Origin of the sequence: Haloarcula sp. KBTZ06, assembly GCF_048595605.1 — an archaeon.
Lineage (GTDB): Archaea > Halobacteriota > Halobacteria > Halobacteriales > Haloarculaceae > Haloarcula > Haloarcula hispanica.
Map to the genome: position 1 here is coordinate 560,029 of NZ_CP184337.1, position 13,772 is coordinate 573,800.

A 13,772-nucleotide genomic window follows, 5' to 3' on the forward strand; every position below is an offset into this window, starting at 1 on the left:
GCGCTACTTTTCGTCTTCTTTCAGTTCGTCGAGTTCTGACTCGACCTCGCTCTCGTCGACGTCGACCTGCGTACTCTCGTCCGTGAGTTCCTTCTCCAGTTCGGCCTCGGAGACGTCCGCGTCGCTTGACCCGCTGTCGCCGTCCTCGGCTTTCCCCATCTCGGCTTTCAGCGTGTCGAGTTCGGCGTCGACTGAGCCTTTCTGTCGGACTTCCTCAAGCTCCCGCTCCAGCGAACTCTCATCCGATATCTGACTTTCGAGGACGCCATCCTCGCGGAGTTCGTCCATCGCCTGCGAGCGGGCCTCCATGTCCTCGGTGCGTTCCTCCGCGCGCTCAATAGCCTGATTGATGTCTTGCATCTCGTCGCCAGCGCCGGTCATTGCCTCGTTGACGCGCGCCGACGCCTTCGCGGCCTCGTGGCGGGCCTTCATCGTCTCCTTCTTGGTCCGGAACTGCTCGATCTGTTTCTGGAGTTCGTCTTTCTGCTCGACTAGCTGGTCCTGCTGGCTCTGCAGGTCCTGTATCTGGCCCTCCAGATCCTCGATCTGGCTCATCTTCTGCTTTTTCTTCTCCAGCGCCTGACGGGCGAGGTCCTCTCGGTCCTGCTCGACGGCCTGGCGCGCCTGCTCGTTGTGCTTCTCGACGTTCTCTTCGAGGCGGCGCTTCTGTATCTCCAGTCGTTTCTTCTGGGTCGTCAGGTCCGCGATGCCCTGCTTGACGTCCTGCAGTTCGTCACGCAACTGCTCGTAGCTGTAATCGAGGGTCTCTGTCGGGTCCTCCGCTCGGTTCAGGACGGCGTTGAGTTTCGAGCGGATGACGTACGACGCGCGCGAGAGGATTCCCATATATGCGCATTGGTCTCTCCAACCTTAAATTTCTTACAGAGGGCTGGCGAGTGAACACGTATGACTACCGTCGGGATTCCGGGCGGGCGAGACGTCACCGCGACGCTCGACCGACCCGGGTCGGACGCTATCGTCGTTGCGTGCCCGCCCCATCCACAGTACGGCGGTAAGCGGTCGGACACGCGCCTGAACGCGGTCAGCGACGCACTGGCCCCTGATGTCGGCTGTCTCCGCTTCGACTACGGCGCGTGGGACGAGGGCCGCGGCGAGCGGGTCGACGCCGAGAACGCCCTGGCGTGGGCGAGCGAGCGGGCCGACGCTGTCGGCTTGTTCGGCTACAGTTTCGGCGCAGCTGTGGCGCTCTGTGCGGCCGCCGAACTCGATAGCGAGTCCGAGCCGTCGGTCCTCTCCGTCCTCGCTCCGCCGGCCGGACTGACCGCCCATCTCGATGCTGTCGCCGCGCTCGACGCTATCGACTGCCCGGTACAGGTCGTGGTCGGCGAGCGCGACGACACTGTGGACTGGGAGCCGGTCGTCGACCGGGCCACCGAACTGGGACAGGCCGTCGAGCGACTGCCGGCCGACCACCACTTCGTCGGCCAGAGCGGCCGTGTCGGTGAGACTGTTGGGCCGTTTCTCCGTGACCACCTGTAGCCGGTGTTGCATCCGACTGCCGGGACCCGAGACTACCGGACAGTATCGAAAGACAGAGACGCTGTCGGCCCAATCTCCGATCATGAACCGCCCGCTCGCGTTCGCTGCCGTTTCGTTTATCGCCACACTGGTGGCGCTGCTAGTCCTGATGCAGACGGCGCTCGTCGCGGGCGGACCAGCCCGGGCGCTCGTCCTCGCCTCGCTGGGGGGCCTCGGGACCTACGTCGCTATCAAATCCGGCGTGCTCAAGTCCTGACGACCAGCCGAAGGTACATTTATACTATATACTGATAAATAATGAACTATGTCAACACGAACCAGGGCGGCGGTGTCGCACTCGACACGGCACGGCGTCGTCTCGCTTCTGGGTGGATTCGTCGCCGGCTACCTGTTGTTCATCGCCATCGGCTCTAGTCCCGGTGATGCGCTGTTCTCGGCGCTGACGCTGGCTGTTCTCGTGGCGGCATGGCGCGTCCTCACACAGCCGTCACTGTAGCCCCGTTGACACTGCGACGGGGTGGCGAACAGTGCGCGCTCCGAAACCGTTTAGACTACGCGGGGTTCACCGTCGGTATGCCGACCGAACCCGAAACGGACTACGACCCGGAACTGGGTCGGAAGTTCATCTTCGTCACCGGTGGCGTGATGTCTGGCCTGGGGAAAGGCATCACCGCCGCCAGTACAGGTAGATTACTCAAAAACGCCGGGTTCGACGTTACAGCGGTCAAAATCGACCCGTATCTGAACGTCGACGCCGGTACGATGAACCCCTTCCAGCACGGGGAGGTGTACGTGCTCAAAGACGGCGGGGAGGTCGACCTCGACCTGGGGAACTACGAGCGCTTCCTCGACATCGACATGACCTTCGACCACAACGTCACCACGGGGAAGACCTACCAGCACGTCATCGAGAAGGAGCGGTCCGGCGACTACCTCGGTCGCACGGTCCAGATTATCCCGCATATCACCGACGACATCAAGCGCCGCATCCGCGAGGCCGCCGAAGGAAACGACGTCTGTATCATCGAGGTTGGCGGCACCGTCGGCGACATCGAGGGGATGCCGTATCTCGAAGCGCTCCGTCAGTTCGCCCACGAGGAAGACGAGGACGATATTCTCTTTACCCACGTCACGCTCGTTCCCTACTCGAAAAACGGCGAGCAGAAGACCAAGCCGACCCAGCACTCCGTGAAGGAACTGCGCTCTATCGGGCTCCAGCCCGACATTCTCGTCGGCCGCTGTTCGGACAAACTCGATATCGACACGAAAGAGAAGATCGCGCTGTTCTGTGACGTGCCGACGGAAGCCGTCTTCTCGAATCCCGACGTCGACGACATCTACCACGTCCCGCTGATGGTCGAGGAGGAAGGCCTCGACCAGTACGTGATGGAGGAACTCGACATCGCGACCGAAGCCCTGCCCGAGGACGAGCGGGAGAACCGCTGGCGCGACCTTGTCACCCAGAACACCGAGGGCGAAGTCGATATTGCCCTCGTCGGCAAGTACGACCTCGAAGACGCCTACATGTCCGTCCACGAGGCGCTGAAACACGCCGGCCTGGAGAAGAACGTCGACGTGAACGTCCAATGGGTCAACTCCGAGAAGATGAACGACCACCACGCTGACCGGATGCGCGAGGCCGACGCCATCGTCGTGCCGGGTGGCTTCGGTGCCCGTGGTACGGAGGGTAAAATCGAGGCGATTCGGTACGCCCGCGAGAACGATATCCCATTCCTCGGGCTGTGTCTCGGATTCCAGATGGCCGTCGTCGAGTACGCCCGCAACGTACTGGACCTCGACGACGCCCATTCCGCCGAACTGGACGAAGACACCCCACACCCCGTCATCGACATCCTGCCCGAGCAGTACGAGATCGAGGACATGGGCGGGACGATGCGGCTGGGTGCTCACGAAACCGAAATCGACGCGAACACGCTTGCCGCGACGCTGTACGGCGGCGAGTCCTGTACGGAGCGGCACCGCCACCGCTACGAGGTCAATCCCGAGTACATCGACGACCTCGAAGCCGCCGGGCTGAAGTTCTCTGGCTACGCCGAAAACCGTATGGAGATACTCGAACTCGCGCCCGAGGACCACCCGTACTTCATCGGGACGCAGTTCCATCCGGAGTTCCGCTCCCGACCGACACGCGCCAGCCCGCCCTTCGTCGGCCTGCTCGAAGCGGTGCTCGGCGACGACCCACACACTGTGACGACTGAGGAGGTGAGCCACTGATGGTGAACGTCGACGAGTTCATCGCCGACGCCAAGGCCGAGATCGCCGACGAGATCGGCGACAAGAACGCCGTCATCGCACTGTCGGGCGGCGTCGACTCCTCGACGGCCGCCGCGCTGGCCTACGAGGCCATCGGCGACCAGCTCACCCCGGTCTACGTTGACACCGGGCTGATGCGGAAAGGCGAGACCGACCAGATACGCGAGACGTTCAGCTACATGGACTCGCTGCGGATCGTCGACGCCCAGGACCGCTTCCTCGATGCGCTCGGTGATGAGACCGACCCCGAGGAGAAGCGCCACATCATCGGCGAGCAGTTCATCCGGGAGTTCGAGACCGTCGCCAAGGACGTCGACGCCGACTACCTCGTTCAGGGGACCATCTACCCCGACCGCATCGAGAGTGAGGGGACGATCAAGTCCCACCACAACGTCGGCGGCCTCCCCGAAGTAGTGGACTTCGAGGGCATCGTCGAGCCGATGCGGGACCTCTACAAGGACGAGGTCCGCGAGGTCGCCCGGGCGCTCGACCTCGAGGAGATAATCTCAGAGCGGATGCCGTTCCCCGGCCCCGGCCTCGCCGTCCGCATCATCGGCGAAGTCACCGAGGAGAAACTGGAAGTGGCCCGCGAGGCCAACCACGTCGTCGAGGAGGAACTGGAGGAGTACGAGCCGTGGCAGGCACTGGCCGCCGTCATCGGCAAGGCCACGGGCGTCAAGGGCGACAACCGCGTCCACGGCTGGGTCGTCGCCGTCCGCTCCGTCGAGAGCCGGGACGGGATGACCGCCCGCGCACAGGAACTCGACTGGGACACGCTCCAGCGCATCCAGTCGCGCATCACCGGGGCGCACGAGAACGTCGCCCGCGTCGTCTACGACGTGACCCACAAACCGCCAGCGACTATCGAGTACGAATGAAGGTGGTTCTCGTCGGCTCGGACCCGAACGCGCTCACCGACGCGCTCGAAGCCGAAGGCCACACGGTCACAGTCGCCGACGTCGGTAACCGACCCGGGCTCGAAGAAGCCGGCATCCACGAGGCCGAGGTCTACCTGCTGACCGAGATGTCGCAGGCGACCTCCATCGCCGTCGCCAAGGACCTTGCCCCCGACCTCCGGGTCGTCGTCTACGCGGCGGGCTCCCTGCCGGACTTCGCCAGCCGACAGACCGACCTCGTCGTCGACCCGGACCTGCTTGACGCCGAGGCGGTCGCCGAGGAACTGTAGGCTCGCCCGGTCTTTTCGTGTCTATGGTGTCCGCCCAGCAGTACCAACAGCCGGTCCGGCCGCACCCTCTTGCTGTTGAAGGGCATAATTTAACATATTCTTCGACGGATTTAATAGATAGATTAAGAGAGTAACTACTGGATACACCTATGCTAGCGATTCAGGCCGTCACGGAACGACCGCTGTTGCTGCAAGCGAACGTCGCTAATAGAATTGCCAAATATCTGTCAACATTCATCGCCGACGGCGTATCGGCCGTCGGGACGATACTGATTGCGGCAGTCATCCTCGCCATCGGCTACGGGGTCGGCGAGTACCTCGACAGCGCGGTGTACGACTGGACGCTCGAACGCGGGCTCGACGACCGCGCCGAGGAAACGCCGGTGTCTGCCGTCACAGCGGAGTCGGACCCGGTCGCGTCCGCAGCAGGTCTGCTCGCCCGATATCTCGTCTATCTGGTCGCTGTTCTTGCGGCGGTCAGAACGCTGAACATCAGCGAGCTCCGGACGCTCGCCGCGACGCTGTTCGGGTACGTTCCGAACATCGTCGCCGCCGCAGTGTTCCTGGTCGTCGGGTTCGGTCTCGGCCGACTGCTGGGCACGCTCGTCCCCGGCCTCGTCTCCAGTCCCGGTATCACGGAGAACTTCCCGGAAACGCACCTCGGACAGCTGCTCGACGCTGACAGCGGCACCGTTGGCAGAGTGGCTGGTCTAGTCGTCGAGTACTACGTCTACGCGGCGGCCGTCTACGTCGCTGCGGCGACGCTCACTATCGCTCCCGTCGCGGCCCTGCTCCGTGATGGATTGACCTACGCGCCGACCCTGGTCGGTGCCCTCGTCGTCCTCGTTCTGGGGGCACTAGTTGCTGATCACGTCGCCGACGTGATCACGTCGGTCGATGCCGCCGAAGAGTGGGTCTCGAAGCCGCTCCTCTCGGGAACGCTGCAGGCGCTCGTCTACCTGTTTACCGCCGTTATCGCGCTCAACCTCGCGGGCGTCGACTCGCTGCTGCTCGCCGTGTTGTTGCTCGCGGTCGTGTTCCCCGTCGGTATCGGGTTCGCGCTAGCGGTCGGGCTGGGCGGTCAGGATTTCGTTGCTGGCCGGCTCAGTAGCGACTAGGCCAGCCGTTTCACAGCGTCGCTGCCAGCTTACTGAGTTTCGCGGAACCCCCTTCCTCGAAGGGGACGCCGTGGCCCGGCACAGCGAGTTCAAACCGCGGTGCGCGCTCGGCGAAGTCTCTGATACTCCGAGCAACGGCGTCGGTATCGTAGCTCACCAGCCACGGCGAGGGCTCGGAGCGGCCGCTGTCCTCCCGGACGAGGTCACCCAGCAGTCCAAGCGAATGGTCTTCGCTGACGTAGCAGACGTGCCCCGGCGTGTGGCCAGGGGTATCGTAGACAGTGAAACTGCCGACGGTGTCGCCGTCGGCGAGGGGGACGACGTCGTTGTCCGGCGCGTCGAGGAACGGCGAGACGAGTCGCTGGAACGCTCCCTTGTGGTTGCCCAGCGGCGGAGCCTGCTCGCCGGTGACCAGCGGGGCGTCCCGCTCCCCGACGTAGATAGTCACGTCGATGCCGTCGAAGGCCGACAGCCCGCCGACGTGGTCGAAGTCGAAATGCGTCAGCAGAATTCGGTCCAGGTCCCGGAGTTCGTAGCCGGCGTCGCTCAGGCCGGCGATGAGCGCGTTGCCGTGCCAGGGAAGCCCGGTGTCCACGAGCGTTAGCGCTCCGTCGTCGTCGACGAGCGTTGCGTTGACGCCCGTGAGGTCGTACCACCAGATATCATCGGCGAGCGCCGTTACCATAGCGCGGGGTTGGAACGGCGGCGTCAAAACGCTTGACGAATCGGTGTGGCCGCAGAACCAGTCAACTGTGGCGCTCAGAACGGCAACTGCGACCGAACGAACTGCACGCCGGTCTTGACCTTCGACGGGTCCCGGATCCGCTCCATCTCCGCGCCGGTCAGTTCGAAATCGAAGACTGCCATGTTCGCTTCGAGGTGGTCGCGGCTGGACGCTTTCGGAATCGCGGCCACGCCGTCCTGCTGGACCAGCCACCGAAGCGCGACCTGCGCCGGGGATTTCCCGTACCTGTTACCCACTTGGACGAGCGCGGGGTCGTCGAGGACGCCGCCGCGGGCGAGCGGGCTGTAGGCAGTCAGGAGCACGTCGTGGATGCGACAGTAGTCGAGTAGCTTCCGCTGGTCCCAGTAGGGGTGGTACTGCACCTGGTCGGTGAAGATAGGGGCCGCGGAGATGTCCCGCGCCTTGTCCAGCAGCGACGGCGAGAAGTTGCTGACGCCGATGTGCCGGACCAGCCCCTCCTCGACGAGGTCGTTCATCGCCCCGAGCGTCTCCGACAGGGATGCCATCCACGGCGTGTTCGGCCAGTGGATGAGCAGGAGGTCGATGTAGTCCGTTCCCAGTTTGTTCAGGCTCTCCCGCGTCGACCGGCGGACGCTCCGCTCGTCGCGATTGGAGCCGTCGAGCTTCGTCGTCAAAAACACGTCCTCGCGGTCGACCGCGGCGGCGTCCATCCCCAGTCCGACCTGCCGCTCGTTGCCGTACGCCTGTGCAGTGTCGATGTGGCGATAGCCCATATCCAGCGCCGTTTCGACGGTTTCACGGCAGGACTGGCCGGTGAGCTGCCACGTCCCGAGGCCGAGTGCGGGGACCGACGTACCCTGGACCTGAATGTCGTCCATGCAGGGTGTTGGAGGGGGTCGGTGAAAAGTCAGTGGCTCCGGCGCACCGCGGTCTCGAACCGGCCTGCCCTACTGTACCGTCGCTACTGCTCCAGGATAGTCCCGCCCGAACCGACCGCGATGTCGGTGCCGCCGCGGACGATGGCTTTCAGGTTCTCGCCAGCGGGCGTCTGTTCCTGGGTCCAGCCGCCATCGCCGAGGGCGTACACCTTACCGCCGCCGCCGACCGTGTAGCCGGTGCTGTCGTCGCCGGTGACCTCGATGTCACGCAGGCCGGCGTCGCCCGTGTCGGTCGGCGTCCACTCGGACCCGTTCCAGTGGAAAATCATCCCGCCACCGCCGGAGACCCACACGTCATCTGGGCCGTCGGAGTCGACGCCGTAGAAGTTGACGTTGGCGTCGGCGAGGCCGATCTTGTTCCACGTCGAGCCGTCGTCGGTGGCGAAGACGCTCTTGTTGCCGTCGACGATGTGGCCCGAGCGCACGCCGTGGAAGTCGACGGCGTTGATGGCCGACCCGGAGCCGGGCGTGGTGTAGTCCCACGTCTCGCTCGCGCCGTTCTCGAAGCTGTAGTACATCTTGCCGGAGTCGCCGGCGACGTAGACGTTCGCCTCGCCGGCGCTCCCGGTCACGGACACGTCGTTGAAGTTGTTGGTCACGCCCATCGGGGCGCTGTGGTCGGTGAGAACGCCCGATTCCACGTCGTACTCGCCGATAGCGCCCGAGGCACCGACGAACCAGAGGGCCTTGCCGTCGTCGGTTACATCGGCCCCGTAGAGGCTGTTCCCGTTGCCGGTCGGGCCACCGCCGATGACCTTCTGCCAGCCCCTGCTAGTCCGTTCGAGGACGATACCGCCACCCGCCACCGCGTACGCGCCGGTGGCCGTGTATTCGACGTCGTGGAGGGTGTTCCCGGTCGGGGACTCGACGGACTCCCAGGGACCGGCCGCCGCAACCGTCCCGGAGATGGCTGCCCCACCCAGTGCAGCTGCAGCTGTCGCGCCGATACCCGTGAGCACGCCGCGTCGTGTCGCGTTGTGATCGGACATGACACACGAGCCTGTGGGCTGTCTCTACTTCAATGGGTGACGGAGTTAACGACTTTTTCACGCCGCTTTAAACGTTTAAACGGCCGATATTTGGGAGAAAAGCCGTCGGAAGTGGGAAAATTAGCGACCTGGGACGAACCGGCAAATATCACGTTAAGCCGGCTAAACGGTCACAAGACTGATACCGCGAGTTCGTCGTGTCGGCTCAGGACAGGTCAGCGACGAGAGACGGAGCTTCGGCCGCGATGATCTCGTCGATAGCGATACGAACCGCTGCCGGGTCCGCGGGCAGGCAGAACACCGGCGTCTCTCCAGCGATCCCGGCAGTCGCACGGATGGCGATGACACCGGTTCCCTGCTGTTCGAAGAGGAGGCTCCGGTACACTTCCTCGAACCCCGGCAGGGCCTTTTCGAACAGTGGGTGGACTGCTTCGAGCGTCTGCGCCGACGGGGCGACGCCGAGGCCCCCCGCGGTGACGACGACCTCCACGTCGTCGCGCCCGACTAGTCTGTCGACGGCACCCTGAATGCCGTCGTAGTCCCCTCGCAGGCGCTCGCGGGCGGTGACCGTCTGTCCGGTCGCTTCGAGTGCTGTCTCTACCGCCTCGCCCGTCGGGTCGCCCGTTTCCGTCGCTGTCCCGACCGTGACGACGGCGGCGGCAACCGACTGTTCTTGCGACGCGTCGTCCCGTGGGACTGTCTGCGCTGGTGGTTCATCCGCTGTCGGCGGCGTCTCAGCCTGCGATGTGTTTTCCGGTGGATCGCCTGCCTGTGTCTCAGAAAGGGGGTCTTCGTGGGGGCCCTCGTCGGGTCGCTCCGCCCCGCCGGCCCCTTCAGCGTCCTGTGTTTCGGCCGCTGGATGGCTGCTTTGCTCTACCGCCTCGTCGATTCGTTCTGCGACGGCGCTGTCGGCTTCAGGCTCCGACGTGGAGCCGTCACCGTCCCCCGTCACGTCGTCCGCCGCAGAAGTCTCCGTTCCGTCACCCCCACTTGCTTCTCTGTCGTTGTTTTCCGCTGCTGTATCCGTTGCTTCGGTTGGCTCTGAACTGGCGGCCTCGGAGTCGGTATCGACTGCCGCGGATTCCTCGTCGTCTCCCGTTTCGCCCTCGTCCTCGTCTGTCTCGTCGTCTTCCCCGTCGGTCGGACCCCGGCGTGTGTCACGGGACTGGAAATCCACCATACTACTCCATCGGTCGCGGTCGATAAATACCCTGACGACCGTTTGCGGGACTGCAATGTATATAATATCTGAAAACGGTAGGCTTAAAATATAGCGATATGAAACAAAATGTATGGCTGGGAGCTACCACGTCGTCTGCCATGAGTGTGCGTTCGAGGGACTGTACGAAGACTCGTCGGTCGCGGAGGGCCAGCGGGACGCACACGCTTCATCCAGCGGGCATCGGATGAGCCTGCGTGACATCTCGAGCCAGGAAGCACCTGGTCTGTCGCAGTAGCGGGACCGTTAGCGTTTTGCGCTCGCTTGCCTGATGCCGAGACATGCAGCCACGTTGTTTCGTCGGTACTCCCGGGGGAGGTCCCATCGTGACGCACCGTTCGAGCGGGCGCGACGGGGTGCGTGCCGATGGCTGACGACGAGTCCGGCTACGTCCACCGTCCCGACACGGAGCCACAGTCCGCAAACGCCCCATCTGCGGACAGTGAGACGGGTACGGAAGCCGCCGACGGTCCCGAGTTCGGGACGAGCGGCTGGATTCTGGTCGGGATGATCGGCGTGGCGTTCCTGTTCGTCCCCGGCGCAATTTTGCTTTTGCCGTCCGCACAGGGCGTCATCAGCAGTTTCGGGCTCACGCTCCGGGACGCATATCTCACACTCCCGCTCGTTCCGGCGTTCGTACTTGGTGCCCTCGCCGTGTGGTCCGCGGTTCGCTCGCAGTCGAAGTGACCGAGAATAGTTATATCAGGGACGCCATTACTACGCTACTGAATGGTCCTGTCGCCGCTTACTGTCGTTTTATTGTCGGGTGTCGTCGGTATGGGCGTCGCCTTTCTGGTGTGGCTCCACCGGGACCGGCCGGGCGCAGGACCGCTGGCAGTGTTCGTCGTTGCGGCGAGCCTCTGGGCCGTGACGTACGGTATCGAGCTCGCTGTGCCGGGATTGGCCACCATGGAGCGACTCGTCCAGGTGCAGCTGACGCTCTCGGTAATCATCCCTGTCGCGTGGCTCGTGACGGTTATCGAGTACACGGGGCATCCACACTGGCTCACCCAACGCCGAACAGCGCTGTTGCTCGTCGAACCGGCGGTGTTTGTCACGCTCGTGTGGTCGAATCACGCCCACGAACTCATCTGGTCCGGTCATGGGACACAATCCGTCTCCGCATCGTCGGTGGCGCTCGCTCCCGCGTACGAAGTCATGTACTGGGGGCACATGTCCTACATACTGCTGTTGATTCTCGCCGGCGGTGTCCTCCTGTTGCGGATGCTGTTCCGGTCGAACCAGGTGTTTCAGGGCCAGGGGATCGCACTGTTGCTCGCCATCGCCGTCCCGACGGTCGTCCAGTCGCTGTTCGTGCTCGGTGCGCTACCGACTCCGTTCAACCCAACAAGTCTCGGGTACGTCGCCTCGGGGGCGGTCCTCTCAGTCGCCATCCTCCGCGGGCAACTGCTCGACGTGGCACCGGTGACCCGGGAACTGGGCCGGGAAGCGATCTTCACCGAAATGGACGACCTGGTCATCATCGTCGACGACGAGCGCCGCATTGTCGATGTCAACGCGGCTGCTACGGCGCTGTTCGACGGCGACCAGGACGCGCTGTTGGGCCGTTCGCTACCACAGGTGTTACCAGCACTCGCCGAGGCGGTTCCCGATCCCGGCGAGCGAACGCAGACCGAGACGACCCTCGAACACGAGGGCAGCGTCCGGTACTACGACGTACGCGTGATACCGCTGTACCGCGCGTACGGCGTTGTCTCGGGCCACCTCATCAGCCTCCGAGACATCACGGAGCGGCGACAACGGGAACAGCGACTGGACGTACTCAACCGCTTGCTCCGGCACGATATCCGAAACGAGATGAACGTCGTCAAGGGGAACGCGGACCTGCTCCGGGACACGGCCGACGCCGACGAACGCGAGCGACTCGACCGTATTATCAGCACAGTCGACGACATCGTCGACCGCAGTAACAAGATCGGCCGAGTTACCGAGGCCCTGGAGACCGAACAGCACAGCCCGACAGCGCTCCAGAGGCTGCTGGAATCGGTCGTGAGCGATGCTCGGGACCGCCGCCCCGACGTGGCGATCACGCTCACCTGCGAGGATGATCTCTGGATACAGGGCGGTCCGTCGATCCTCATCGCACTAGAGGAACTGGTCGAGAACGCCGTCGAACATCAGGCGACCGATGGGGGTCCTGTCGAAGTCGAGATTACGGCGACGCGGACCGACGGAACGCCGGGCGTCCGCGTGGCCGTTCACGACAACGGTCCCGGTATCACCGACCACGAGCGCGAGGTCATCCGCTCGGGAACCGAAACGCCGCTCAAACATGGCTCCGGCGTCGGGCTCTGGCTCGTCAACTGGATCGTCCGAAACCTCGGCGGCCGGATGTCGTTCCCCGATACGGCCGAGCCGGGAACGACTGTGGAACTGCAACTGCCGGCGGCTGAGCCCGCCCACGCGACAGACGAGCCAGCGACGGCCGGAAGCGAGAACGCTGACTGATCGCGGCTGCCTACCACTCGATTTCGGCCCTATCGCGCCAGAACCGCCCGCTCGGTGCATCGGGTCGGAAGCGAGCGAGCCAGACTGGCGTCTCAGCCCCCTTTTCGGGCGTCCGTGGAGCGCTCCCCTCGGTCATGTCCGTCTGGACGTAGCCCGGACACACCGAGTTGGCGATGAGGCCGTCGGCCGCGTACTCGCCGTCGAGGTACTTCGTCAGTCCGTTGACGCCCGTCTTCGAGATGCGGTAGGCCGGCGTGCCGCCCGACTGGCTCTCGGTGATGGCTCCCAGCCCGGAGGCCATGGTGACGACACGGCCGCCCTCCTCGGCCAGCAACAGCGGGAGGGCGTACTTCGTCATGAGGACCGCCCCCCGGAGGTTCGTGTCGAGGGTGTGGTCGATAACATCTGTCGGCATCTCGTCGAGCGGCTCCCGTGAGTCCATCACGCCGGCGTTGTTGACCAGCACGTCGAGCCGTCCCTGCTCACGCTCGATGCGGTCGACCGCGGCGACCATCCCGTCGTCGTCGGTCACGTCGAGTTCGATGGCCTGGCGGTCCGTGGCCGCGATGTCGCCGGTATCGCGAGCGCCGGCATACACCGTTGCGTCGAGGTCGACCAGCCCGTCGGCGATTGCCTTCCCGATGCCCCGCGTGGCTCCGGTGACGAGTACGACCTGACCGTCGAGAGAGTCGTACAGCGGAACGTCCATACCCGGGGTTGGGTGGCCGGGCCGAAAAGGAAACGGGTCGGGGCGGCGTCACTGCGATGCCTGCCGCCCGCGCTGATGCTGACCGTCGGCGTTACCGTTCCTCGTCCCGGCGCATCGCGATCTCGAACCAGGGACAGAGGCGGAGCTGGCGGTAGTACTCGGGATGTTCACGCAGTCGCTCGTAGGGGACCCACATGAGGCCGTCGACCTCTTCGGGGTTCGGTTCCAGCGAGGTGTCGTGGAGCGTGGCCTGCAGCACCGCACACACTTCCCATTCGAGGCCGGCGTTCTCGTAGTAGCGCTTGTACTCGAACCGGTCGGTCACGCGGAGGTTCTGGTACTGCGAGGGGTCGATACCCAGTTCCTCTTCGAGTCGCTCCTCGGTGGCTTCGACCTGTGTCTGGCCCTCAACTGGGTGGGAGGCGACGGTGCCGTCCCAGTGGGTGTCCCAGAGGCGTTTGTTCGCCGCGCGCTGGGCGAGCAGAATCCGATCGTTCTCGTCGAACAGCAGGGCAGTGAACGCGCGGTGGCGAACCCCCTCGCCGGTGTGGGCGTCGAGCCGATTGACCAGCCCCTCCTCGTTGTCGTCGGCGTCCACCGCGATGACCTCCTGTCGGGCGTTTTCGTGCGTCTCGTCGACCGCGTCGGAACTCATATGTCGTAC

17 protein-coding genes are annotated in these 13,772 nt (G+C 64.5%); 10 read left to right on the forward strand and 7 right to left on the reverse strand.

Features of this window, described 5'->3' with window-relative positions:
- Positions 1–3 precede the first annotated feature (3 nt).
- Positions 4–846 (reverse strand): PspA/IM30 family protein, encoded by an 843-nt coding sequence (locus tag ACNO8S_RS02990; protein ID WP_014039644.1) that lies wholly within the window; start codon positions 844–846, stop codon positions 4–6.
- Between the two features lie 60 nt (positions 847–906).
- Between ACNO8S_RS02990 and ACNO8S_RS02995 the strand changes: the two genes are divergently transcribed.
- The 7 genes from ACNO8S_RS02995 (at position 907) to ACNO8S_RS03025 (ending at position 6,078) form a co-directional block, all read left to right on the forward strand.
- The gene (locus ACNO8S_RS02995; protein WP_014039645.1) at positions 907–1,500 is read left to right on the forward strand and encodes an alpha/beta hydrolase; all 594 of its coding nucleotides are present in this window, start codon (positions 907–909) and stop codon (positions 1,498–1,500) included.
- An 82-nt stretch (positions 1,501–1,582) separates the two neighbouring features.
- On the forward strand, positions 1,583–1,756 hold the full coding sequence (locus ACNO8S_RS03000; protein WP_014039646.1) for a hypothetical protein: 174 nt from the start codon (positions 1,583–1,585) through the stop codon (positions 1,754–1,756).
- Between the two features lie 48 nt (positions 1,757–1,804).
- Complete coding sequence (locus ACNO8S_RS03005) at positions 1,805–1,996, forward strand: hypothetical protein (RefSeq protein WP_008310615.1); 192 nt, start codon at positions 1,805–1,807, stop codon at positions 1,994–1,996.
- Positions 1,997–2,073: 77 nt separating this feature from the next.
- Positions 2,074–3,735 carry a CTP synthase gene (locus ACNO8S_RS03010; RefSeq protein WP_044951697.1) on the forward strand — a complete coding sequence of 554 codons (1,662 nt, stop codon included), beginning with the start codon at positions 2,074–2,076 and terminating at the stop codon, positions 3,733–3,735.
- Positions 3,735–4,652, forward strand: a complete 918-nt coding sequence (gene guaA, locus ACNO8S_RS03015) for a glutamine-hydrolyzing GMP synthase (protein WP_008310611.1) — start codon at positions 3,735–3,737, stop codon at positions 4,650–4,652. The genes ACNO8S_RS03010 and guaA overlap by 1 nt, the downstream gene beginning before the upstream one ends.
- The gene (locus tag ACNO8S_RS03020; RefSeq protein WP_023843141.1) at positions 4,649–4,960 is read left to right on the forward strand and encodes a DUF7126 family protein; all 312 of its coding nucleotides are present in this window, start codon (positions 4,649–4,651) and stop codon (positions 4,958–4,960) included. Before guaA ends, ACNO8S_RS03020 begins: the two co-directional genes overlap by 4 nt.
- 149 nt (positions 4,961–5,109) lie before the next feature.
- The gene (locus ACNO8S_RS03025) at positions 5,110–6,078 is read left to right on the forward strand and encodes a mechanosensitive ion channel family protein (protein WP_420182455.1); all 969 of its coding nucleotides are present in this window, start codon (positions 5,110–5,112) and stop codon (positions 6,076–6,078) included.
- Between the two features lie 10 nt (positions 6,079–6,088).
- Here the strand turns inward: ACNO8S_RS03025 and ACNO8S_RS03030 are convergent, their stop codons facing one another.
- The 4 genes from ACNO8S_RS03030 to ACNO8S_RS03045 all read right to left on the reverse strand — a co-directional run bounded on the left by ACNO8S_RS03030 (position 6,089) and on the right by ACNO8S_RS03045 (position 9,891).
- On the reverse strand, positions 6,089–6,763 hold the full coding sequence (locus ACNO8S_RS03030) for an MBL fold metallo-hydrolase (protein ID WP_014039651.1): 675 nt from the start codon (positions 6,761–6,763) through the stop codon (positions 6,089–6,091).
- A 74-nt stretch (positions 6,764–6,837) separates the two neighbouring features.
- Positions 6,838–7,662 (reverse strand): aldo/keto reductase, encoded by an 825-nt coding sequence (locus tag ACNO8S_RS03035; protein ID WP_146417560.1) that lies wholly within the window; start codon positions 7,660–7,662, stop codon positions 6,838–6,840.
- An 83-nt stretch (positions 7,663–7,745) separates the two neighbouring features.
- A complete protein-coding gene (locus ACNO8S_RS03040; RefSeq protein WP_420182456.1) occupies positions 7,746–8,711 on the reverse strand; it encodes a WD40/YVTN/BNR-like repeat-containing protein in 966 nt (321 codons plus the stop codon).
- A gap of 205 nt (positions 8,712–8,916) precedes the next feature.
- Positions 8,917–9,891 (reverse strand): molybdopterin-binding protein, encoded by a 975-nt coding sequence (locus ACNO8S_RS03045; protein ID WP_058990877.1) that lies wholly within the window; start codon positions 9,889–9,891, stop codon positions 8,917–8,919.
- A 112-nt stretch (positions 9,892–10,003) separates the two neighbouring features.
- On the opposite strand from ACNO8S_RS03045, the gene ACNO8S_RS03050 reads away from it, so the two are divergent.
- The 3 genes from ACNO8S_RS03050 (at position 10,004) to ACNO8S_RS03060 (ending at position 12,399) form a co-directional block, all read left to right on the forward strand.
- Positions 10,004–10,168, forward strand: a complete 165-nt coding sequence (locus ACNO8S_RS03050) for a hypothetical protein (protein WP_023843142.1) — start codon at positions 10,004–10,006, stop codon at positions 10,166–10,168.
- 128 nt (positions 10,169–10,296) lie between these two features.
- Positions 10,297–10,617 (forward strand): hypothetical protein, encoded by a 321-nt coding sequence (locus ACNO8S_RS03055; protein WP_014039655.1) that lies wholly within the window; start codon positions 10,297–10,299, stop codon positions 10,615–10,617.
- A 42-nt stretch (positions 10,618–10,659) separates the two neighbouring features.
- Positions 10,660–12,399, forward strand: coding sequence for a histidine kinase N-terminal 7TM domain-containing protein (locus ACNO8S_RS03060; RefSeq protein WP_420182457.1), 1,740 nt, complete (start codon positions 10,660–10,662; stop codon positions 12,397–12,399).
- Positions 12,400–12,409: 10 nt separating this feature from the next.
- On the opposite strand, the gene ACNO8S_RS03065 is transcribed toward ACNO8S_RS03060, so the two are convergent.
- Together ACNO8S_RS03065 and ACNO8S_RS03070 are read right to left on the reverse strand one after the other, a co-directional pair.
- A complete protein-coding gene (locus ACNO8S_RS03065) occupies positions 12,410–13,108 on the reverse strand; it encodes an SDR family NAD(P)-dependent oxidoreductase (protein WP_050037618.1) in 699 nt (232 codons plus the stop codon).
- A gap of 91 nt (positions 13,109–13,199) precedes the next feature.
- Entirely contained in the window at positions 13,200–13,763 is a 564-nt protein-coding gene (locus ACNO8S_RS03070) for an NUDIX hydrolase (RefSeq protein WP_008310591.1), read from the reverse strand.
- Positions 13,764–13,772 lie beyond the last annotated feature (9 nt).

Coding starts and splice junctions, on each gene's coding strand:
- ACNO8S_RS02990 (WP_014039644.1), bottom strand. CDS start 846: ATGGGAATCCTCTCGCGCGCGTCGTACGTCATCCGCTCGAAACTCAAC.
- ACNO8S_RS02995 (WP_014039645.1), top strand. CDS start 907: ATGACTACCGTCGGGATTCCGGGCGGGCGAGACGTCACCGCGACGCTC.
- ACNO8S_RS03000 (WP_014039646.1), top strand. CDS start 1,583: ATGAACCGCCCGCTCGCGTTCGCTGCCGTTTCGTTTATCGCCACACTG.
- ACNO8S_RS03005 (WP_008310615.1), top strand. CDS start 1,805: ATGTCAACACGAACCAGGGCGGCGGTGTCGCACTCGACACGGCACGGC.
- ACNO8S_RS03010 (WP_044951697.1), top strand. CDS start 2,074: ATGCCGACCGAACCCGAAACGGACTACGACCCGGAACTGGGTCGGAAG.
- guaA (WP_008310611.1), top strand. CDS start 3,735: ATGGTGAACGTCGACGAGTTCATCGCCGACGCCAAGGCCGAGATCGCC.
- ACNO8S_RS03020 (WP_023843141.1), top strand. CDS start 4,649: ATGAAGGTGGTTCTCGTCGGCTCGGACCCGAACGCGCTCACCGACGCG.
- ACNO8S_RS03025 (WP_420182455.1), top strand. CDS start 5,110: ATGCTAGCGATTCAGGCCGTCACGGAACGACCGCTGTTGCTGCAAGCG.
- ACNO8S_RS03030 (WP_014039651.1), bottom strand. CDS start 6,763: ATGGTAACGGCGCTCGCCGATGATATCTGGTGGTACGACCTCACGGGC.
- ACNO8S_RS03035 (WP_146417560.1), bottom strand. CDS start 7,662: ATGGACGACATTCAGGTCCAGGGTACGTCGGTCCCCGCACTCGGCCTC.
- ACNO8S_RS03040 (WP_420182456.1), bottom strand. CDS start 8,711: ATGTCCGATCACAACGCGACACGACGCGGCGTGCTCACGGGTATCGGC.
- ACNO8S_RS03045 (WP_058990877.1), bottom strand. CDS start 9,891: ATGGTGGATTTCCAGTCCCGTGACACACGCCGGGGTCCGACCGACGGG.
- ACNO8S_RS03050 (WP_023843142.1), top strand. CDS start 10,004: ATGGCTGGGAGCTACCACGTCGTCTGCCATGAGTGTGCGTTCGAGGGA.
- ACNO8S_RS03055 (WP_014039655.1), top strand. CDS start 10,297: ATGGCTGACGACGAGTCCGGCTACGTCCACCGTCCCGACACGGAGCCA.
- ACNO8S_RS03060 (WP_420182457.1), top strand. CDS start 10,660: ATGGTCCTGTCGCCGCTTACTGTCGTTTTATTGTCGGGTGTCGTCGGT.
- ACNO8S_RS03065 (WP_050037618.1), bottom strand. CDS start 13,108: ATGGACGTTCCGCTGTACGACTCTCTCGACGGTCAGGTCGTACTCGTC.
- ACNO8S_RS03070 (WP_008310591.1), bottom strand. CDS start 13,763: ATGAGTTCCGACGCGGTCGACGAGACGCACGAAAACGCCCGACAGGAG.